Raw genomic sequence first — 21273 nt, 5'->3', positions numbered from 1 at the left:
CGTTTAGCCCGCCCTGCTTCGCGTCGCGGCGTGCGCTTCGGCGCGGTCGAGCAGCAGCGCCAGATCCTCGCGGCTGATGTCGAACGTCTCGCCCAGATCGTCGAGCGCCGCGTCGATATCGCCGATCGACAGCCCGGAAACCGGGGCCGGAGGCAAGACCTTGCCCTCGACCGGCTTGGCACGGTGCGGATAGCTGTGACCCGAAAAACGGTGGAACAGCCAGCCGATCGCCACCATCAACAGCGAATTGACCGCAACGACGATCAGGAAATCGACCACATGCGCCGAAAACAGCGCATAGCCGCCGAGCACGGCGCTCAGCGCCGCCGCGCCGCCCGGCGGGTGGAGACAGCGCAGCAGCGACATCGTCAGGATGGCGAGCGAAACCGCCACCGCTGCCGCGATCGCCGGATCGGGAAAAGCCCATGCGACGATCGCGCCGACGATCGCCGAAACCACATTGCCGCCCGCGATCGACCATGGCTGCGCAAGCGGGCTCGCCGGCACGGCGAACAGCAGTACAGCCGATGCACCCATCGGCGCGACGATCCACGGCATTGACGAAGGAAACAGCGCGGTGCAGGTCAGCCCGACAAAACCGATACCGATCAACGCCCCGATGCTCGCAATCACGCGGTCGCGCAGACTCGCGCCCGCGAGCAGCGGCACGAACAGACGGCCTGTATTCATTATCGCGCGGACCATATTCATCCTTCCGGCTTCGCGACCGGCGCGATGCAATCTTTCGAACCGCGCGGCCAGAGAGGTTTATTTGCGCGTCCGCAAGCCAGAATATTGCTCAGGGCTCACGCCGGGCGGTTCGTCCTTGAACGCACACGCCACGGCGCTACACCGCATCCATGCGTAACATGCTCCTCACCAGCGCGATCGCGCTCGCCGCCGCCCTTTCCTCCCCGGCCATGGCCCGCCCGATGACCGAGGTCGACCTTGCGACGCTGAAACGCGTCGCGGCGCCGACGGCGTCGCCCGACGGCCGCTGGGTCGTGTTCCAGATGACCGAGACCGAGGGTGGAAGCTACAAGCGCTCGACCGGCCTCTGGCTCGTCGACCGCAATGCAAAGGGCGCCAAGCCCACCCCCATCGCCGATACCGCGGGCAAGAACGAGACCTCACCCGCCTTCGACAAGGATGGCATTCTCTATTTCGTCTCGGACGCGTCGGGCAAGGATCAGGTATGGCGCATCGATCCAAAGGTCGGCGGCGCCGCGACGCAGGTCACCGACACCGCGGCCGATGTTTCGGGCTTCAAGATTTCCCCCGACGCGGCGAAGCTGCTTGCATGGGGCGACATCGCAAAGGAATGCACCGACTTCGGCTGCGAGGCGAAGGACAAGGGCGCGCTCACCGGCCCCGGCACCGGCCGCCTCTACAAGGACGGCGCCGGCTTCGTCCGTCACTGGGACCATTGGGAGACCCCCGGCACCTACAGCCGCCCCTTCGTCTTCAACCTCGCGGACGGTAAGGCGACCGCCGCGCGCGCCGTCGATGCAGGCCTCGTCGGCGACAGCCCGTCGAAGCCGTTCGGCGGTGGTGAGGAGCTCGCGTGGGGCGCCGACAGCCGCACGGTCTTCTTCACGCTGCGCAAGGCCGACCGGGGCGAACCGATGTCGACCAACCTCGATATCTATAGCTGGCTCGTCGACAGCCGGATGATGCCGGTCAACCTGACCGAGGGCAATCAGGCGACTGACACCCTGCCCACCCCCTCGCCCGACGGCAAGTTGCTTGCCTATGTCGCGATGGCGCGCCCGGGCTACGAGGCCGACCGGCAGGTGCTAATGCTGCGGAGCCTCGAAAACGGCGAAACCCGGCGCCTGACCGGCGCGTGGGACCGCTCGGTCGGATCGATCGCCTGGGCACCCGACGGCAAGTCGCTCTATGTCACCGCGCAGGACACGCTCGAACATCCGGTGTTCCGCGTCGACGCCGCGACGGGCAAGGTCGAGAAGCTGAAGGCCTCGCCCGACGCGTTCGAGGGCAATATCGGCGACGTCACGCCGCTGCCCGGCGGCGCACTGCTCTATTCGCGCAACAGCGCGCTTGCCCCGACCGACCTGTTCGTTCGCGATGCGAAGGGCAAGGTCAGCCAGTTCACCGCGGTGAACGCGGCAACGCTTGCCGAATTCGATCCGGTCGAACTCGAACGTATCCAGTTCGCGGGCGCGAACGGCGACAAGGTGTGGGGCATGATCCTCAAACCCGTCAGCCCGGTCCAGAAGCTGCCGGTCGCCTTCATCGTCCATGGCGGGCCGCAGGGCAGCTTCGGCAACAGCTGGTCGACGCGCTGGAACCCGCGCGTCTTCGCGCAGCAGGGTTATGGCGTCGTCACCGTCGATTTCCACGGGTCGACGGGTTATGGTCAGGCCTTCACCGACAGCATCAACAAGGATTGGGGCGGCAAGCCGCTCGAGGATTTGAAGCTCGGCCTCGCCGCGGCAGGCAAGCAGGATGCGCAGCTCGACCTCAATAACGCGTGCGCGCTCGGCGCATCCTATGGCGGCTATATGATGAACTGGATCGCGGGCCAGTGGACCGACGGCTTCAAATGCCTCGTCCAGCACGACGGCGTGTTCGACCTGCGCGCGATGGCGTTCGAGACCGAGGAGCTCTGGTTCGACGAATGGGATCATGGCGGCCCCTGGTGGGAACGCACCGACCCCGAAAAATGGAACCCGGTGAACCATGTGACCAAGTGGAAAACCCCGATGCTGGTGATCACCGGCGAAAAGGATTTCCGCATCCCCTACAGCCAGGGTCTCGCCGCCTTCACCGCGCTCCAGCGCCGCAACGTCCCGTCGCAGCTGCTCGTCTTCCCCGACGAGAACCACTGGGTGCTGAAGGGTGCGAACAGCGTTCAGTGGCACCAGACGGTGTTCAACTGGCTGGATCAGCATCTGAAGAAATAAGCCGGCCTTCTTTCTCCTTTCGTCACCCCGGACTTGATCCGGGGTCCCGCTTATTCCTTCGCGACAGCAAAGCGGGATGCCGGATCAAGCCCGGCATGACGAATGAGAGAGGGCCGTTAAAACGATCACCCCCTTGCCGCCTCGCGCCCCGGCTGGCAAAGGCGCCCGGCTATGCCGATGGAAAAAACGTTCGATCCCGCCGCTATCGAGGCGAAATGGGCCCATGAATGGGAAAGCCGTGGACTCTTCCGTCCCGCGCGTCCCGACGCGACACCCTTCACGATCGTCAATCCGCCGCCCAACGTCACCGGCGCGCTGCATATCGGCCATGCACTCGACAACACGCTGCAGGACGTTCTCGTCCGCTACGAACGCCTGCGCGGCAAGGATGCGCTGTGGGTCGTCGGCATGGACCATGCCGGCATCGCGACGCAGATGGTCGTCGAGCGCCAGCTCAACGAGCGCCAGCAGAAACGTACAGATTTCACGCGCGAAGAATTCGTCGACAAGGTCTGGGAATGGAAGGCCGAAAGCGGCGGCCAGATCACCGGTCAGCTTCGCCGCCTCGGCTGCTCGATGGACTGGTCGCGCGAGCAGTTCACGATGGACCCGCATTTCACCGAGGCTGTGGTCAAGGTCTTCGTCGACCTCCATAAAAAGGGTCTGATCTACCGCGACAAGCGCCTCGTGAACTGGGATCCCGCACTCAAGACCGCGATTTCGGACCTCGAGGTCGAATCGCACGAGGTGCCGGGCCATATGTGGCACTTCAAATATCCGCTCGCGGGCGGCGAGACCTACACCTATGTCGAGCGCGACGCCGACGGCCATGTCGTGCTCGAGGAAGAGCGCGACTATATTTCGATCGCGACGACGCGCCCCGAAACGATGCTCGGCGATGGCGCGGTCGCTGTGCATCCCGACGACGAACGCTATCGCCCGATCGTCGGGAAATATTGTGAGATCCCTGTCGGGCCGAAGGAACATCGCCGCCTGATCCCGATCATCACCGACGACTATCCCGATCCCGACTTCGGGTCGGGCGCGGTCAAGATCACCGGTGCCCACGACGAAAACGACTATGGCGTCGCGCAGCGGAACAACATTCCGATGTACCGGCTGATGGACGAGGTCGCCGCGATGCGCGCCGACGGGGCGCCCTATGCCGAAGCCGCCGCGCGCGCGGTCGAAATTGCGAAGGGTGCGACCGCGACCCCCGCCGAAATCGATACGCTCAACCTCGTTCCCGAGGAATATCGCGGGCTCGATCGCTACGAAGCACGCAAACGCGTCGTCGCCGACATCGATGCCGAGGGCCTGATGGTGAAGGTCGAGGACAAGCTGATCATGCAGCCGTTCGGGGACCGCGGCGGTGTGGTGATCGAGCCGATGCTCACCGACCAATGGTATGTCGACGCCAAGACGCTCGCGCAGCCGCCGATGCAGGCGGTGCGCGACGGCCGCATCGATATCGTCCCCAAGACGTGGGAAAAGACCTTCTTCAACTGGATGGAGAATATCCAGCCCTGGTGCGTCTCGCGCCAGCTCTGGTGGGGGCACCGCATCCCCGCATGGTACGCCGAAGACGGCCGCATCTTCGTCGCCGAAACCGAAGAGGAAGCGCAGGCCGAAGCCGGTGCCGGCGTCGCGCTCACCCGCGACGAAGACGTCCTCGACACCTGGTTCTCCTCGGCGCTCTGGCCCTTCGCGACGCTCGGCTGGCCCGAGAATACCGACCTCCTGAAACGCCACTATCCCAACGACGTCCTCATCTCGGGCTTCGACATCCTCTTCTTCTGGGATGCGCGCATGGCGATGCAGGGGATGGAGTTCATGGGCGATGTGCCGTGGAAGACGCTCTACCTCCACGGCCTCGTCCGCGCGCCCGACGGCGCGAAGATGTCGAAGTCAAAGGGCAATGTCGTCGATCCGCTCGGCCTGATCGACCAATATGGCGCCGACGCGCTCCGCTTCTTCATGTCGGCGATGGAAAGCCAGGGCCGCGACATCAAGATGGATGACGCGCGCCTCGCGGGCTATCGCAACTTCGCGACCAAGCTCTGGAACGCCGCGCGCTTCTGCGAAGCCAATGGCATTTCGGCCTCGACCAGCTTCGAAGCCCCCGCCGCAACGCTGCCGGTCAACCGCTGGATCATCGGCGAAGTTGCCGCGACCGTTGCCGCGATGGACAAGGCCTTCGCCGCCTACCGCTTCGACGATGCCGCCAACGCGATCTACAGCTTCGCGTGGGACCGTTTCTGCGACTGGTATCTCGAACTGATCAAGGGCGCGATCGACGACGAGACGAAGGCGGTCGCCGGCTGGGTGCTCGACCAGATCCTCGTCATGCTCCACCCCTTCATGCCCTTCATCACCGAAGAGCTGTGGACGGGGCTCGGCGACCGCGCCGACTATCCGCTGATCACCGCGAAATGGCCGGCACCCGCCGCGACGCACGACGCCGATGCGAGCGCCGACATCGACTGGCTGATCAAGCTCGTCAGCGAACTGCGCACCGCCAAGGCCGAACTCGGACTGCCGCCGGGCGCGCGTCTGACCGCGCATTTCCCGACATCGCTGAAGGGCCGCACCGACAAGCTCGCGGCGCAGCTCGACCGCCTCGCGCGCCTCGAAGCAATCAGCTTCGATCCCGCCCCCGCAGGCGCGTCGGCGCAACTCGTCGTCGAGGGCGAGACGATCACCGTCCCGCTCGAAGGCGTGATCGACATCGCCGCCGAACGCGACCGCCTGACCAAGGCGCTCGCCGCCGCGGCGAAGGAACGCGACGGTCTCGCCGGACGCCTGAACAATCCATCGTTCGTCGAGCGCGCCAAGCCCGAAGCGGTCGAAAAGGCGCGCGCCGACCATGCCGCCAAGGAAGCCGAAGCCGATCGCCTGACCGCCGCACTGGCGCGGCTGGGGTGATGCGTGGCGCGCGGGCTCCGCTTCTGGCAACGGCGCTGCTGGTCTCGGCGCCGCTGCCCGCAAGCGAAGCCGCGCCGCACACCCCCGCCGTCGGCAGCGCCGAACGCAACGCGATCCTCGAGGTGCTGCGCACCCACCCGGATTTCCGCTTCACCTTTCGGCACCTCCGGGTCTGGCACGACGGGACCCGCGCGATCGCCTATGCCGAGGGCGACAATGGAGCGATCGGCGGCTTCAAGATCCTTCTGACCCGCGACGGCAACGCAGGATGGCGCACCGTCTGGGGCGAAGGCGATGGTGGCAGCGACAGCTGCGCTGCCGGCGCGCGCCATTATGCGTGGGCGCTCACGTTGATCGCCTCCTATCATGTCGCGCCCGACCGGCTGTTCCCCGGCGTGACGAAACAGACCCGCGACTTCGAACGCCTGGCAAAATCGGACCCCGAACTGCAATGCACCGGCGACCTCGAAGGCGGCCCCGAATGAAGGTGCTTCCCCGGTGACCGACGAGTCCCCCATCACCCCCACCCCCGTCGCGGCGGCGGCGGACCCGGCCGCCAGCCCGGTCCCGCCGCGCCAGACCGCGCGCGGCGGCGGGCGGATGGACCTGACCAGCGGCCCGATCACCAAGACGCTGATCCTCTTCGCACTGCCGACGCTCGCGTCGAACATCCTCCAGACGCTGTCGGGCTCGGTGAACTCGATCTGGGTCGGCCAGTTCCTCGGCGAAGGTGCGCTCGCCGCGACCGCCAATGCGAATATCATCATGTTCCTGATGTTCGGGGCCTTCTTCGGTTTCGGCATGGCGGCGACCGTCCTCATCGGCCAGTCGATGGGGCGCGGCGACATCGACGCCGCGCGGCGCGCCACCGGCGGGGTGATCGGCCTCGCGCTCGCCTTTTCGGTCGTGATCGCCATCCTCGGCTGGTTCGCGTCGGACCGCATCCTCCATTGGCTGAAAACGCCGCCCGAGGCGTTCGCGCTCGCGCATGATTATCTCCGCGTCACCTTCCTCGCCGTCCCCGCCTCGATGCTGTCGGTCACCTTAATGATGGCCTCGCGCGGTGCGGGCGACGCGGTGACCCCGCTCCGCTTCATGATCCTCGCGGTCGTGCTCGACATCGCCTTCAACCCGGTGCTGATCCTCGGCCTCGGCCCCTTCCCGCGCATGGGGATCGCGGGCAGCGCGCTCGCAACCGCCCTCGCCGGGACGATCAGCCTCGCGGGCATGATCGGCTGGTTCTATGCGAAGAACCATGTCCTGCGCCTGCGCGGCCACGAACTCGCCTATCTTTATCCCAAATGGTCCGAATTGCGCTTCATCGTCGGACGCGGCCTGCCGATGGGCGCGCAGATGCTCGTCATCTCGGGCGCCGGGCTCGTGATGGTCGGCCTCGTCAACCGCGAGGGGCTCGTCACCGCCGCCGCCTATGGCGCGACGCTCCAGCTCTGGAACTATATCCAGATGCCCGCGCTCGCGGTCGGCGCCGCGGTCAGCTCGATGGCGGCCCAGAATATCGGCGCCGGCCGCTGGGACCGCGTCGCGTCGGTGACGAACAGCGGCATCGCGATCAACCTCGCGATGACCGGGGTGCTGATCGTCCTGCTCCTCATCTTCGACCGCGCCGCACTCGCGCTCTTCCTCGGCAGCGAAAGCCCCGCGATCGAGGTTGCACGCAATATCCAGCTGATCGCGACCTGGACCTTCCTGCCCTTCGGCACGACGATCGTGCTCATCAGCACGCTGCGCGCCAACGGTTCGGTCGTCCCGCCGCTCGTCATCCTGTTCCTGTCGATGTTCCCGATCCGCCTCGGCATCTACTATTTCGGCTATCCGTCGGTCGGCAGCGATATCCTCTGGTGGAGCTTTCCGCTCTCCTCGCTCGCGTCGCTGGCGATGGCGTGGATCATCTACCGGCGCGGGGGCTGGCGCCGGACGCTGCCCCAGCCTGCCGCCTGAACGGCCAGCCGCTTTCGACCAAGGCGCGCGCCGTTTCGACTGGCGGCCCGGCGCCCGCTAGCCATCGCACCGATTTTGGCGTTAAAGCTGCCGCAATGAACATGACAAACCGCAAAGACGCGCTGCGCGACCAGCGTGCGAAAATGCTGGCAGCGGCGCCCGACTGGCGCGCATCCGACGCACGCGTCAATCCGCGCGTCGCGATCGGGTCGATCGTCGCCATGTGGCTGCTCTATTTCCTGATCACCACCGGCCTCGCGATGCTCACCGGCGCACCCGAACAATGGTCGTCGGCGGGGCGACGCGGCGTCGTGGTGATTGCGGGCATCCTTTGCACCTTCGTCCTCTACCAGCTGCTCCAGCGGGCCCAGCCGCAAAGCTTCGGCGCCCGGCTCGCCGCGGCGATGGGAACCGCGGTGCCGCTGGTCATCGTCTATGCGACGGTCAACCTGCTCGTCTTCTATTACTGGTTCCCCGTTTCCGACGGCGCAAAGCTGATCGAGGAGATGCAGGCGAAATATCCGGGGGCCTGGGAAACCGTGCTGATCCTCGACAGCTCGATCCGCTGGTATTTCTTCTTTGCCGTCTGGGCCGCGCTCTACGTCGCCTTCGGCTATGCCAATGAAATGCGCGCGGTCGAACGGCGCGCCAATCATTTCCGGCTGGAAGCACAGACGGCGCAGCTTCGCGCCCTCCATTATCAGGTCAATCCGCACTTCCTGTTCAACACGCTCAACTCGCTCTCAACGCTTGTCCTCAAGGGATCGAAGAACGAGGCCGAAACGATGATCATGAACCTGTCGTCGTTCCTGCGCTCCAGCCTTGCGGTCGATCCCGAACAGCTCGTCAGCCTCGACGAGGAAATCGCGCTCCAGCGGCTCTATCTCGAGATCGAACAGACCCGCTTTCCCGACCGCCTGCAAGTCGAAGTCACGATGCCCGGGGAACTGGAGCATGCCCGCGTCCCGGTGCTGATCCTGCAACCGATCATCGAAAATGCGATCAAATATGGCGTGTCGCCCAGCAAGGGAAAGATTGCGATCCGCCTGCGCGCCAGCGCCGAACATGGCCTGCTGATCCTGCGTATCGAAAACGACATCGACCCGAAGGCGCCCGCCCCCGCCGCGGGGACCGGCCTCGGGCTCGGCAATGTCCGCGAACGCCTGCTCACCCGATATGGTCCGACCGCCGGCTGCGAATGGGGCAAATCGGACAGTGGCGGTTTCGTCGTTTCGCTGTGGTTGCCGCTCGCAAAGGAGGCTCGCTGACCGATGATGCAAACATTGCGTACCCTGATCGTCGATGACGAACCGCTGGCGATCGAACGGCTCCAGATCCTGACCGGACAGCAAGAGGGCATCGCGCTCGTCGGCACCGCCAGCGACGGCGCTTCGGCGCTGCGCATGGTCGATGCGCTCGCGCCCGACCTCGTTCTGTGCGATATCGCCATGCCCGATCTCAACGGGCTGGAAGTCGCCGCAGCGATCGAATCGCTCGACAACCCGCCCGCGGTCATCTTCGTCACCGCATTCGATCGGTACGCCGTGGCCGCGTTCGACGTCGCCGCGGTCGATTATCTGCTGAAACCCGTTTCGCCCGATCGGCTGGCCCGCGCGCTGTCGCGCGTCCGCGAATGGCGCGCGACCGATCGCGGGCAAACGAAACAGAAGAGCAAATGGATCAACGAATTCTGGGTCCAGAACCGCGGCGAGATGCTCCGCATCGACGCCGCGCAAGTCGACCTGATCGAGGCCGAACGCGACTATATGCGCCTGCACGTCGGCGCGCGCAGCTGGCTGATCCACCAGACGATCAAATCATTGGAAGCGCGGATGAACCCCGACCAGTTCATGCGCATCCATCGGTCGAAAATGATCCGCCGCGAAGGCATCGTCGGGCTGAAGCACCATGGCGACGGCGCGTGGAGCGTCGATCTGGGCGAAGGCGGGGTGCATCGCATCGGCCGCACCTATTTGCACGACGTAAAGGCGATCATGCACGCCTGAACGGCAGGAAGAGCGACCATTCTCGCAAACCCGCCGATGGCTTGACGGAAATGGACTTTCGGCCAGAAGCTGCCGTTCTTTATCATCGTCATCCCCGACTTGATCCGGAATCCACTGACGCCACGGTACTATGAACCCCGGGTCAAGTCCGGGGTGACGAAAGTTTGCTAACGACCGATCTCGGCCATTAGTTGAAAGATATACAGCGAGGGGATGTCTTTGATATCTGCGACTACCGCTTGGGAGCCCGATTAGGATGTTCGAAGAAATAGCTGTTTGGAAACGGGTCGGCCCGAAAGTCGCCGTAAGATACGTTGGCTTCCGCAATTTGGAGACAAGTCGAATCTGGATCGCGTACGGAAACTATATCGGACTTGATGCCGATACAGACCTCGACGCCGACAGCATGATCGCGGCTCGGGCAACCACGGAATATTTTTTGAACGCTTTTCCCTTCGGATGTCGAACTTTGGAAGCCCACCATTTCGGAGGCGCTGGATATCTTTATCGCTAACAATCCTGACACGTAAATCCGGGCATAATGATGTCCACTTCCACCACCGAGCGGCCGTTCGCCGTGGAACTCCAATCAACCCAATAGAAAAAGGCGGCCATGCCGGGGCACGACCGCCTTTTGTGCCAGCGTCCTGCACGCGTCAGGGAACGGCGAGGACCAGCGCGCCGCGATCGGCCAGCTTGGCATTGGTGCCGTTGAACAGGCTCGCAAGCTGCGTATCGGCTTTGCGGCCGGCTTCCGCTTCGCAGCGCCGCGTTTCGGCCTTTTCGGCAAGCGTGCGGCGGCTGTTCGAACCGCAAACCTGGCGGATCGCCATCTTGACGCGGCTCGTCAAACGGTCGCGGCCGCTTTCGTTCGTCAGATTGAGGTCGTCGTAGCGCACGGAAACGCTCTGCTGCTCTTCGCCCGGCGCCGATGCGGCGACGGGCGCGATGGTGCCGGCTGCGGCCAGCGGAACCGCGAGCAGGATGAAGGAAAGTTTCGCCATGGGGGAGTCCTCTCTGAAAAAGGATGCGGGATACCGGGCCGTGGACCGGGGAGACCATCGCCCCGATATCCCGCATCGTTGGAATACCCTCTGGACGTCACCGGAATCCAATTTGGATCGATCGGGGCGAACGACCGCTCGATTGAGAGACGAAAGGCGTTGACGGATCGACGAATGGCCGGGTGGCGTCCGCGGCTTGCAACGTTGCCCCGGCCGTGACCATCATGCCGGATGGCAAGGCGCAGACATTCTGCCGCGAGTCGCGACGGCGCTGCTGCCCGGATTTTCCGGTGGTTGCTGCTGCTCATCGCCGGCGCGGGCGTCGGCATGTTGCTCGGCGAACTGGCGGTCGGCAGTCGGACCGGCGCCTATTCTGGCGAAGTCCCGTCCTTTTCGCGCCTCAGCTCCAATCCCGACGCAATGGTGGCGCAAGGCGAAGGCGCCCCTCCCTGCCTCGACTGTGCCGACAGCTATGGTGTCGGCATTCGCATGCGGGCCGCCCGCGGCGACCGCATGAGCGACGAATTTCGCGAACTCGGCGCCGTCGAGCTCGACCCGCCAGCCCCCGCCGATATCGACGACGGCTATCGCTATGGCGGCCGCTTTCCCGATCCCGAGCCCCCGGCCAAAGACGACGCGACAGACATCGTCGAAACCTTGCCGGTCACGACCGACGACGGCGTTCCGCCACCCGACGAAACGCCGCCCATGCCTTTCCGAAAGTCTGAGCCTTAGGGTCCTGATCCTGGGGTCGGGCCCCCTAGCGCGGCGGCGTTACCGGCGTGGCGCAGCGCGTCGTATCGCCGGCCTTGCACGCGGCGGTATCGGCTTCCCATTTCATCCGTTCCTCCGCCGACATGGCGGCGACACGGGCTTTCTCGGCCTCATAGGCGGCGGTTTCCTCGGCGAACACCTGCTGATCGTGCGCCACCTGCTGCTTCGCTGCCGAAACCTCCTGTTCATAGGTCGTCGTCTCGGCCTTCGCCTGCGACGCCTGCGCGGCGTTCAACCGCGCCGTGTTCGACCGTTCCTCGGCCGTCGTCCCGTCGGGCAGCTTCTTGTCGGCGGGCGCCGCGTCGGCCGGCGCGGCGTCGGCTGCAACGGTATCGGCGGGCTGCTGGAACGCGGCGACCTGCCCGCTACCCAGCAGCGCCCATGCGGCCGCGACCGCCCATATCGTCCTCGTCATCGAAGCTCTCCTTCAATCGTTCATTCTGCCGGTGCAACGCGCCGCCCGATATCCCGTTCCCGGCCGTGAATTGACCTTGTCCGGGGCAACCGCCATGCTGCCTTCACCCACCATGTCCGATCGGCCGATCCTTTGCCAGCATCCTCGAAACATCCGCTCAATCGCCCGGTCTTCTTCACCCCCCTTGCGGTCCTGCTGGCAGCGGTCCTCCTCAGCCTGTGGCAGGGAAGCGCCTTCGTCGCCGTCGAAACGGCGATCAACGACTGGATCCTGCGTAATTTCTCGCCGCTTTTCGCATGGGCGGGCATCGCCTTCCTCGCACTGCTCGCGATCGTCGCCATATCGCCGCTCGGCGGGCGGATCATCGGCGGACCGGATGCGAAACCCATTCTGACCCGCTGGCGCTGGTTCGCGGTGACGCTCTGCACGACGATCGCCACCGGCATCCTGTTCTGGGGCGCCGCCGAACCTTTGTTCCATCTCAACGACCCGCCCGCCATGCTCGGGCTCGAACCCGGCAGCGACGCCGCAGCGACCTTCGCCATGTCGACGATGTTCCTGCACTGGACGCTCACGCCCTACGCCATCTACACCGTCGCGGGGCTCGCCTTCGCCCTCGTCTATTACAACCGCCGCGAACCGTTCAGCCTGTCGTCGTTGTTCGTGCCGCTGCTCGGCCAGCGCGCGCACGGGCCGGTCGGAACCGGCATCGATATCGTCTGCCTCTACGCGCTCGTCGCCGGCATGGCCGCCTCGCTCGGCGCGGGTCTCCTCGCGCTCGCCGGCGGCATCGAGGGAATCGGGGGCTTTGCGGGCGGCGCACCGCTGCGCTGGGCGATCGCGATCGCCATCGTGGCAAGTTTCCTCCTCTCCGCCGCGACCGGCCTGCAAAAGGGCATCGCCGGCCTTTCGGTTCTAAATACCTGGATTTTCTTCGCAATTATCGCGTTCGTGCTGCTCGCAGGGCCCACCGCCGCGATGTTCGACCTCACGCTGCGCGGCACCTTCGACTACTTCCGGACCTTCCTCCCCCGCAATCTCGGTCTCGACGTCGATACCGGCTGGCACCGCCAATGGACGATTTTCAACTGGGCGAACTGGTTTGCCTGGGCACCCGTAACCGCATTGTTCCTCGGCCGGCTCGCGGTCGGTTACAGCGTCCGCGCCTTCATCCTTTATAATCTGATCCTGCCCTCGCTGTTCGGCGCGGTCTGGATGACCGCAATTGCCGGGGCGACGATCATCCTCGACCAGCAAAGCGGCGCCGGCCTTTACGCCGTGTTGACAGCGCAGGGTCCGGACCCCGTCCTCTTCCGCCTGTTCAGCACGCTCGGCGGCGGATCAGGCGTCGCCGCGGTCGTCCTGTTTGCGATTTTCCTGTCCTATGTGGCGGGTGCCGACGCCAATGTCTCGGCGATGAGCGCCCTGTCCACGCACGGCATCTCGCCCGACGCCCCTGAAGCGCCGCTGGGCGTTCAGGCCGTGTGGGGCATCACCGTCGGGCTGGTCGCGCTGCTGCTCGTCGCGGGCGGCGGGATCGACGGCATCCGCATGATGTCGGTGCTCGGCGGTTTCCCCGCGCTGTTCGTCATCATCGGCGCGGCCTTGTCACTCGCGGCAATGGCGGTACGGGGACGGCGCGAAGCCGCCCCCGCCCAATCCTGAGAAAGGGGTCTCAGGACTACCAGATTTTCGTACGCGCTTCGGGCTTCAGATAGTATCTGGCGCCCGCATCGACGCCAAACGCCTTGTACCACGCATCGACGTTTCGCACAGGCCCGATAATGCGCCAGCGCGCAGGGCTGTGCGGATCGCTCGCCACCTGCTGCTTGATCGAATCCTCGCGCGCCTTGTCGCGCCAGGCCTGCGCAAAGGCGAGGAAGAAGCGTTGGTCTCCGGTCAGTCCGTCGATCACCGGCGCTTCCTTGCCGTTCAGCGAGCGATGATAGGCGTCATAGGCGACCTCGAGCCCGGCGATGTCGGCGATATTCTCGCCCATCGTCAGGTCGGGATTGATGAACGCTCCCGGTGCAGCCTCATAGGTCGCATATTGCGCGCCGAACGCCTTTGCCTGCGCATCGAAACGCGCCGCATCCTCGGGCGTCCACCAGTCGCGCACGGCGCCTTCGGCGTCGATCTTGCGGCCCTGGTCGTCGAAGCCGTGCGTGATCTCGTGACCGATCACGGCACCGATCGCGCCATAGTTGACGGCGTCGTCCACGCTCTCGCTGAAATAAGGAGCCTGCAGTATCCCCGCCGGAAACACGATCTTGTTCTCGAGCCCGCCGTTATAGGCGTTCACCGTCTGCGGGTTCATCGACCATTTCTTGCGATCGACGGGCTTGTTCAGGTCCGACAGCGAATAGGCATATTCGAATGCCGCGCTGCGCTTCACATTGCCGTAAAGGTCGGCGGGGTCGATCTTCAGCGCCGAATAATCGCGCCATTTGTCGGGATATCCGACCATGACGTCCATCTTCGCGAGCTTTGCCAGCGCCGCTTCCTTGGTCGCCGGCGCCATCCAGCTGTTGGCGCGGATGCGGTCGCCCATCGCAAGTTTCAGGTTGGCGACAAGCGTCTCCATCTTCGTCTTCGCGCTCGCCGGGAAATATTCCTTCGAATAGGTTTCGCCGACCAGCTCGCCGAGGCTGCCGTCGACGAGGGTAAGCCCCCGTTTCCAGCGCGGGCGGAGCTCGCCGACGCCGCTCAGCGCCTTTGTATATTCAAAGCGGCTGTTGACGAACGCCTTGGACAGATAGGGCGCCGCATTGTCCGCGACATGGAATTGCTGCCACAGCTTGATCGTGTCGAGCGGCGTCTTGGCATAAAGCGCCGCTATATCGCGGATCGCGGTATTTTCATTGACGATGATGCGCTTCTGCGGGGCGATTTCGGCGCCGGCGAACCATGCCTTCCAGTCGAGCCCCGGCGCATAGGCGGCCAGCTCATCCGACGACATCGGATTGTTGATCTTGCCGATATCGCGGCGATCGGCGATCGCCCAGCTAACCTTCGCGATCTCCGTCTCGAATGCCATGATGGTATCGGCGGCCTTTTCGGGCGCCGCGTTCCCGATCATCTTCATCGTCCGCGCGATATAGGCGCGATACGCATCGCGCTGCGGCTTGAAGCTGTCGTTCAGATAATAGTCGCGCTCGGGCAGGCCAAGCCCACCCTGTCCGAGCCAGAGGACGTTGATCGTCGGATCGGCGGTATCGGCATAGGGACCGCCACCGACGATCGTCGACCCGAACGTTCCCTGCGTCCCGCCCATGAAACGCGCCATCGCGCTCTTGTCCTTGATCGCCGCGACGGCGTCGACGTCGGCCATCAGCGGTTTGACCGCCAGCGCCTCGACCCGCGCTTCGTCCATGAAGCTTTTATAGAGCCCTCCGACCTGGCTCGTCGCAGGCGCTCCTGACACGACAGCGCGGAGCTGGCGCTGGGTCAGGTTATACACATCATAGTCGACGCCGGCGGATGCCTGATCCGACGGAATCTCGGTACGCGCGAACCAGCCGCCATTGGCATATTTGTCGAAGTCGTCGCCCGGCTTCACCGATGTGTCGCGCGCGTCGAGGTCGACGCCCCACTTGCCGAAGGTCAGTGCCTTGAGCGTATCCGCATCGGTGCTGCCGGCCGCTTCATCGGCCGCAGCGGCCAGCGATGCCGAACCCCGCATCTATTTCGCCAGCACCGGCGATCCGGCAAGCGCCACGACGATCGCAAGGTTTGCGACCCCCACAAAAAATTTCGTCATTCCCCAGTCTCCTCATACACCCGTTCTGCTCTGAAAAAACGGCGGTCTGGCCGAAGTTTCTGCCTGCGGCGCAAAACCGTCAAGCGATGGACCGCGCATTGGTCGACGGAAATCAGGCCTTGGTAGATTTGTGGGCACGGAAGGCGCGAAGATATTGACGCAGAACATTTAATGGCGCCGCCGGGAAAGCAGCTCCGCAAAGGACGTTCACGACAGCCGATGCGGCACTCCTCCCGGACTCCCTTGTCGCAGGCGCCAACAATAACTAGCTTTGTCCCGACATCGATACCGCCTTGCACGGCGGGAACAAATCTGGAACAAATCCCTCCCATGAGTCTCACCCACATCAAGGTTCGCGGCGCACGCGAGCATAACCTCAAAGGCGTCGACGTCGACCTGCCGCGCGATGCGCTGATCGTCATCACCGGCCTGTCGGGCAGCGGCAAGTCGAGCCTTGCCTTCGATACCATCTATGCCGAGGGGCAGCGGCGCTATGTGGAGTCGCTCTCCGCCTATGCGCGCCAGTTCCTCGAGATGATGCAGAAACCGGATGTCGAGCATATCGACGGGCTGTCGCCGGCGATCAGCATCGAGCAGAAGACGACGTCGCGCAACCCACGCTCGACCGTCGCGACGGTGACCGAAATCTACGACTATATGCGCCTGCTCTGGGCGCGCGTCGGCATTCCCTACTCGCCCGAAACCGGCGAACCGATCAGCGCCCAGACGGTCAGCCAGATGGTCGACCGCGTGATGGAATTGCCCGAAGGGACGCGCGCCTATCTCCTCGCCCCGGTCGTGCGCGGGCGCAAGGGCGAGTATAAGAAAGAACTCGCGCAGTGGCAGAAGGACGGCTTCACGCGCGTCCGCATCGACGGCGAATTCTACGAGATCGGCGACGCGCCGGCGCTCGACAAGAAATACAAGCATGACATCGAAGTCGTCGTCGATCGCGTTGCCGTCCGTGAAGGCCTCGAAACGCGGCTCGCCGACAGCTTCGAGACCGCACTGAAGCTCGCCGAAGGGCTCGCCTATGTCGACCTCGCCGATGGCCCGGTGCCCGGACGCGAGGAAGAAGATACGGGCGGGGCGATGAAGGGCGCGGGCATCCCCGCGAACCGCCTGATCTTTTCCGAAAAATTCGCCTGCCCCGTCTCGGGCTTCACAATCGCCGAGATCGAGCCGCGACTGTTCAGCTTCAACGCGCCGCAGGGCGCGTGCCCCGCCTGCGACGGCCTTGGCGAACGGCAGGAGTTCGACCCCGACCTCGTCGTCCCCAACCATGCGCTCAGCCTCAAGAAAGGCGCGGTTGTGCCCTGGGCGAAATCGAACCCGCCCTCGCCCTATTATATGCAGGTGCTCGAAAGCCTCGGCAAAGCCTATGGTTTCGACCTTGCGACGCCCTGGCAGGACCTGCCGGGCGAGGTGCAGCTCATCATCCTCTACGGCACCGGTGGCAAGCCCGTCGAGCTGACCTTCAAGGACGGCAAGCGCACCTACACGACGAACAAGGCGTTCGAGGGGGTCATCGGCAACCTCAACCGCCGCCTGCTCCAGACCGAAAGCGCGTGGATGCGCGAGGAGCTGAGCAAATATCAGGCGCCGCATCCGTGCGAGACGTGCCATGGCGCCCGCCTCCGCCCCGAACCGCTTGCAGTGAAGATCGCCGGCGAGAATATCAGCATGTCGGCGCAGCGCTCGGTCGCCGATGCCTTGAGCTGGTTCAGCACGCTCGAAGAGAAGCTGAACGACACGCAGCGCCAGATCGCGAAGGCGATTCTCAAGGAGATCAACGAGCGGCTCGGCTTCCTCAACAATGTCGGGCTCGACTATCTCAACCTCAACCGCACCTCAGGCACGCTCTCGGGCGGCGAGAGCCAGCGCATCCGCCTCGCCTCGCAGATCGGCAGCGGCCTGTCGGGCGTCCTGTACGTTCTCGACGAACCGTCGATCGGCCTGCATCAGCGCGACAACGACCGGTTGCTCGCGACGCTCAAGCGCCTCCGCGACCTCGGCAACACCGTCATCGTCGTCGAGCATGACGAGGATGCGATCCGCCACGCCGACTATGTCGTCGACATGGGGCCCGGCGCGGGCCTCCACGGCGGCGAGATCGTCGCCGAAGGTACGCTGGACGAAGTGCTCGCGAACACGAAGAGCCTGACCGCGGCGTATCTGACCGGCGCGAAGAAGATCGAGGTGCCCAAGCACCGTCGTCCCGGCAACGGTTTCGACCTCGTGCTCAAGGGCGCGCGCGCGAACAATCTCAACAATGTCACCGCGAAGATCCCGCTCGGCACCTTTACCTGCGTCACCGGCCTGTCGGGCAGCGGCAAGTCGAGCCTGATCATCGACACGCTCTATGCCAGCGCGGCGCGCGTGCTCAACGGCGCGCGCATGGTCGCGGGGCCGCACGACAGCTTGAAGGGGCTCGAGCATTGCGACAAGGTGATCGACATCGACCAGTCGCCGATCGGCCGCACCCCGCGGTCGAACCCCGCGACTTATACGGGCGCCTTCACGATCATCCGCGACTGGTTCGCGGGGCTGCCCGAAAGCCAGGCGCGCGGCTATAAGCCCGGGCGCTTCAGCTTCAACGTCAAGGGCGGGCGCTGCGAGACCTGCACCGGCGACGGGCTGATCAAGATCGAGATGCACTTCCTGCCCGACGTCTATGTGACGTGCGAGACGTGCCACGGCAAACGCTACAACCGCGAAACGCTCGAGGTGAAGTTCAAGGGCCACAGCATCGCCGACGTGCTCGACATGACGGTCGAGGATGCGGCGGAGTTCTTCAAGGCGGTGCCCTCAATCCGCGAGAAGATGGCGATGCTCGTCCGCGTCGGGCTCGGCTATATCAAGGTCGGGCAACAGGCGACGACGCTGTCGGGGGGCGAGGCGCAGCGCGTCAAGCTGGCCAAGGAACTCTCGCGCCGTTCGACCGGGCAGACGCTCTACATCCTCGACGAGCCGACCACCGGCCTGCACTTCGAGGACGTTCGCAAGCTCTTGGAAGTGCTGCAGGCGCTCGTCGACCAGGGCAACAGCGTCGTGGTGATCGAACATAATCTCGATGTCATCAAGACCGCCGATTATATCCTCGACCTCGGCCCCGAAGGCGGGGTGAAGGGCGGCGAGATCGTCGCGGCGGGCACGCCCGAGCAAGTGGTGAAGGAAAAGCGCAGCTTCACCGGCCAGTATCTCAAGCCCCTGCTGGAGAAATAGCGCGCAAAAGGATAAGCGGGGGGCACGACAGCGGGAGTTTCATGCGATGCCCCTCGATCCTGTGCGCCTTGCCCTTCCCTGCCTCGCGGCGCTGCTGGCGGCGGCGCCCGCAACCGCCGCGCCGGCTCCCGCCTCGCCCGAAGCGGCGCTCGAAGCCTATGTCGACGGGCTGCGCACCGGGCGGGTCGAGCGATTGCAGGCGCTGTTCCTGCCCGACGGGCAATTTTGCACGCTCGCCGCGGACCGGACCCCCGCGGTCGATTGCAAGCGCTTCGCCGAGGTGCTCGGCGGCTGGGCGGCGCGGCCCGATCCTTCCGCCTCCGGCCGCGTCCTCGACCGCCACGACGCGGCGCCGTCGATGAGCGCGATCACCTATGAACTGCATTTCGGCGGCGACCGCTATATCGACCAGTTCCTGCTTTATCGCACCGATGCGGGTTGGCGCGTGGTGGCCAAGACGACCGCGGTGCAATAGCTAGCGCCACACCGCCGAGAGCGGGTAGAGCGCGATCAGCCAGACGAGACACGCGCAGACGATACGCCGGTCCTTTGCCCAGACCGCGAGCAGCGCGACGGGAAAGAAGCTCCACGTCAGGACGATCCGGCGCAGGTCGAGCGTCGGCAGGCCGTCGAGCGCTGCAACGCTGGCGAGCAGCGCGATATTGCACAGCAGCACGCCGCCGATCACCTTGCGCCGATGCTTGTCGAAATGCGCACCCAGATCGTCCCACGCCTCGGGATCGTCGGGGAAGACGAGGCTCGCCGCGACGAAGTAGGTCGCGGTGACGAGGAAGCCGCCGAACAGCGCCGGCCAGCTCAGCGGCAAGAGGTCGCGCATCGACCAGCCATACATCCAGAAGGTGACGACGTCGCACGACACGAACAGCCCGAGCAGCGCGGTCGGCCAGCCGATGCGCACGCGGTGGCTGGCCTTCAGCGCCTTCGCCAGCCCGCCCAGCCCCTCGGCGAGCGCAAGGCCGAGGATCAGCCCGAACAGCGTCATGATGAATTCGAACTCGCTCATATACCCCCCGGCCGTTCCCCGTCGTGCCGCCCTGCCCCCGCCTAAGCCCACAAAAGCCCCGCACGGACGAGGCGACTTTGTGTCCCTTGTGGCATTAAACCGATCCGCGGACGGCGCACCCGACATGATTTGCCGTGGCGCGCGCACCGCGCGAAGGAAAGGCCAAAGCGATGGTGGCACGGCAAAATATTGTAGGACAGCGGTTTTTTGCATGCCCGCCCGCCGCGCATAGACCGCGCCCCGACACCCGCCGAAGCTTGACGCCCCCGCGCCGGAACCCCTAGATTTGCGGCGGGCAGCGCGGGGCCCTGGAACCGCGAACGGGGGATGTCTATGCGGCGGACGATATGGGCAGGCGCGGCGTTGCTGTCGCTGGCCCCGTGCGCCGTTGGCGCGGCGAGCGCCGACCCCGCGCCCGCCGCCATCGCCGCCCCCGCGGCGCGCGCATCCGACCTCGATATCGCGACCGATTTCTTCATGCCGCGCGCCCCGATCGAGGCCTTCATTCGCGAGGCCTGTTCGTCGTCGGTCCGCACCCGGCTGACGACGGTGGACGAAGACATAAGGATCGGCCGCGAAATCCCCGGCATCCACGACGCGATGATCGCGCGGGCGACCGACTATTGCGGGGTCCATATCGGCCCCGCGATCGACAATATCCAGAACCGGGCGCGCAGCCGCGTCGTCGCCGCGTTCACGCCGGCCGAAATCGCGCTGATCGCGGAGCATTTCGGCTTTGCGGTGGACGAGGTGCGCGCGATGAAGGTCGCCATCCGCGACGGCGAAACCGCCGGCACCGCGGCCCAAAGGACGCTCGCCGAAACCCCGATCGATACCGCGCGGTTCGAGCGCGCCGGGCAGGCGCTGGCCCGCAGCCCCGGCGGCGCGGCGCTGACGGGCAAGATCGCCGCGATGCAACGGATGGTGGGGGTCGAAATGCAGACGCAGGTGCGGATTATCGTCAAGCCGCTGATCGCCGATGCGCTGACCAGCGCGCGCCGCGCGGGCAACGACCATGCGCGCAGCCGCGGGCACGCCGCGGTTTATGCGGTCGATTGAGCGCGATCACCCCATCGGCTTCGCAATAAATCCGGAAGGTCACAAAGGTCACGCTACACACCCCTCGATCCGGAGCCCCCCGCGCGCCGAACACGCCCGGCACACCCCGCCGTTGCCGCAAACACCCATCGGGGCTGCGACCCATTTTCGTCCACGGATTGAAAGAGCCGGATGAAGGCTGGCACGGCCGGATAA

The 21273-nt window shown here is 65.2% G+C and carries 16 protein-coding genes; 11 read left to right on the top strand and 5 right to left on the bottom strand.

Annotated elements, in window-relative coordinates; genetic code table 11:
- Positions 1 to 3: 3 nt before the first annotated feature.
- Positions 4 to 690 (bottom strand): HPP family protein, encoded by a 687-nt coding sequence (locus tag VGU00_RS07725; RefSeq protein ID WP_327467137.1) that lies wholly within the window; start codon positions 688 to 690, stop codon positions 4 to 6.
- 170 nt (positions 691 to 860) lie between these two features.
- Here VGU00_RS07725 and VGU00_RS07720 point away from each other — a divergent pair, with 170 nt between their 5' ends.
- From VGU00_RS07720 to VGU00_RS07695, 6 genes are all read left to right on the top strand, one after another.
- The gene (locus VGU00_RS07720) at positions 861 to 2927 is read left to right on the top strand and encodes a S9 family peptidase (RefSeq protein ID WP_327467135.1); all 2067 of its coding nucleotides are present in this window, start codon (positions 861 to 863) and stop codon (positions 2925 to 2927) included.
- Positions 2928 to 3098: 171 nt separating this feature from the next.
- On the top strand, positions 3099 to 5852 hold the full coding sequence (locus VGU00_RS07715; protein WP_327467133.1) for a valine--tRNA ligase: 2754 nt from the start codon (positions 3099 to 3101) through the stop codon (positions 5850 to 5852).
- Entirely contained in the window at positions 5852 to 6337 is a 486-nt protein-coding gene (locus tag VGU00_RS07710) for a hypothetical protein (RefSeq protein WP_327467131.1), read from the top strand. Before VGU00_RS07715 ends, VGU00_RS07710 begins: the two co-directional genes overlap by 1 nt.
- A gap of 115 nt (positions 6338 to 6452) precedes the next feature.
- Positions 6453 to 7811: an MATE family efflux transporter gene (locus tag VGU00_RS07705; protein WP_414713515.1), complete on the top strand. Its 1359-nt coding sequence runs from the start codon at positions 6453 to 6455 to the stop codon at positions 7809 to 7811.
- Between the two features lie 101 nt (positions 7812 to 7912).
- Positions 7913 to 9079, top strand: a complete 1167-nt coding sequence (locus tag VGU00_RS07700) for a sensor histidine kinase (protein WP_327467127.1) — start codon at positions 7913 to 7915, stop codon at positions 9077 to 9079.
- A 3-nt stretch (positions 9080 to 9082) separates the two neighbouring features.
- Positions 9083 to 9817: a response regulator transcription factor gene (locus VGU00_RS07695; RefSeq protein WP_327467125.1), complete on the top strand. Its 735-nt coding sequence runs from the start codon at positions 9083 to 9085 to the stop codon at positions 9815 to 9817.
- A 656-nt stretch (positions 9818 to 10473) separates the two neighbouring features.
- Here VGU00_RS07695 and VGU00_RS07690 read toward each other — a convergent pair.
- Complete coding sequence (locus VGU00_RS07690; RefSeq protein WP_327467123.1) at positions 10474 to 10821, bottom strand: UrcA family protein; 348 nt, start codon at positions 10819 to 10821, stop codon at positions 10474 to 10476.
- A 231-nt stretch (positions 10822 to 11052) separates the two neighbouring features.
- Here VGU00_RS07690 and VGU00_RS07685 point away from each other — a divergent pair, with 231 nt between their 5' ends.
- Entirely contained in the window at positions 11053 to 11556 is a 504-nt protein-coding gene (locus VGU00_RS07685) for a hypothetical protein (RefSeq protein WP_327467121.1), read from the top strand.
- A 25-nt stretch (positions 11557 to 11581) separates the two neighbouring features.
- Here the strand turns inward: VGU00_RS07685 and VGU00_RS07680 are convergent, their stop codons facing one another.
- Entirely contained in the window at positions 11582 to 12010 is a 429-nt protein-coding gene (locus VGU00_RS07680; RefSeq protein WP_327467119.1) for a hypothetical protein, read from the bottom strand.
- Between the two features lie 132 nt (positions 12011 to 12142).
- Here VGU00_RS07680 and VGU00_RS07675 point away from each other — a divergent pair, with 132 nt between their 5' ends.
- Positions 12143 to 13675 (top strand): BCCT family transporter, encoded by a 1533-nt coding sequence (locus VGU00_RS07675; protein ID WP_327467117.1) that lies wholly within the window; start codon positions 12143 to 12145, stop codon positions 13673 to 13675.
- 16 nt (positions 13676 to 13691) lie between these two features.
- Here VGU00_RS07675 and VGU00_RS07670 read toward each other — a convergent pair whose 3' ends face one another.
- Positions 13692 to 15692 (bottom strand): M13 family metallopeptidase, encoded by a 2001-nt coding sequence (locus tag VGU00_RS07670; RefSeq protein ID WP_327467115.1) that lies wholly within the window; start codon positions 15690 to 15692, stop codon positions 13692 to 13694.
- Between the two features lie 408 nt (positions 15693 to 16100).
- Here VGU00_RS07670 and uvrA point away from each other — a divergent pair, with 408 nt between their 5' ends.
- On the top strand, positions 16101 to 18995 hold the full coding sequence (gene uvrA, locus VGU00_RS07665; RefSeq protein WP_327467113.1) for an excinuclease ABC subunit UvrA: 2895 nt from the start codon (positions 16101 to 16103) through the stop codon (positions 18993 to 18995).
- Between the two features lie 46 nt (positions 18996 to 19041).
- Positions 19042 to 19470 (top strand): nuclear transport factor 2 family protein, encoded by a 429-nt coding sequence (locus tag VGU00_RS07660; RefSeq protein WP_327467111.1) that lies wholly within the window; start codon positions 19042 to 19044, stop codon positions 19468 to 19470.
- On the opposite strand, the gene VGU00_RS07655 is transcribed toward VGU00_RS07660, so the two are convergent.
- Positions 19471 to 20019, bottom strand: coding sequence for a hypothetical protein (locus VGU00_RS07655; protein WP_327467109.1), 549 nt, complete (start codon positions 20017 to 20019; stop codon positions 19471 to 19473).
- A 333-nt stretch (positions 20020 to 20352) separates the two neighbouring features.
- Between VGU00_RS07655 and VGU00_RS07650 the strand changes: the two genes are divergently transcribed.
- Positions 20353 to 21078, top strand: a complete 726-nt coding sequence (locus VGU00_RS07650; RefSeq protein WP_327467107.1) for a hypothetical protein — start codon at positions 20353 to 20355, stop codon at positions 21076 to 21078.
- Positions 21079 to 21273: the final 195 nt, after the last annotated feature.

This window comes from Sphingopyxis sp. (genome assembly GCF_035944815.1).
Lineage (GTDB): Bacteria > Pseudomonadota > Alphaproteobacteria > Sphingomonadales > Sphingomonadaceae > Sphingopyxis.
The sequence above is the reverse complement of the archived record's forward strand: the minus strand, read 5'-3'. Positions and strand labels throughout refer to the sequence as shown.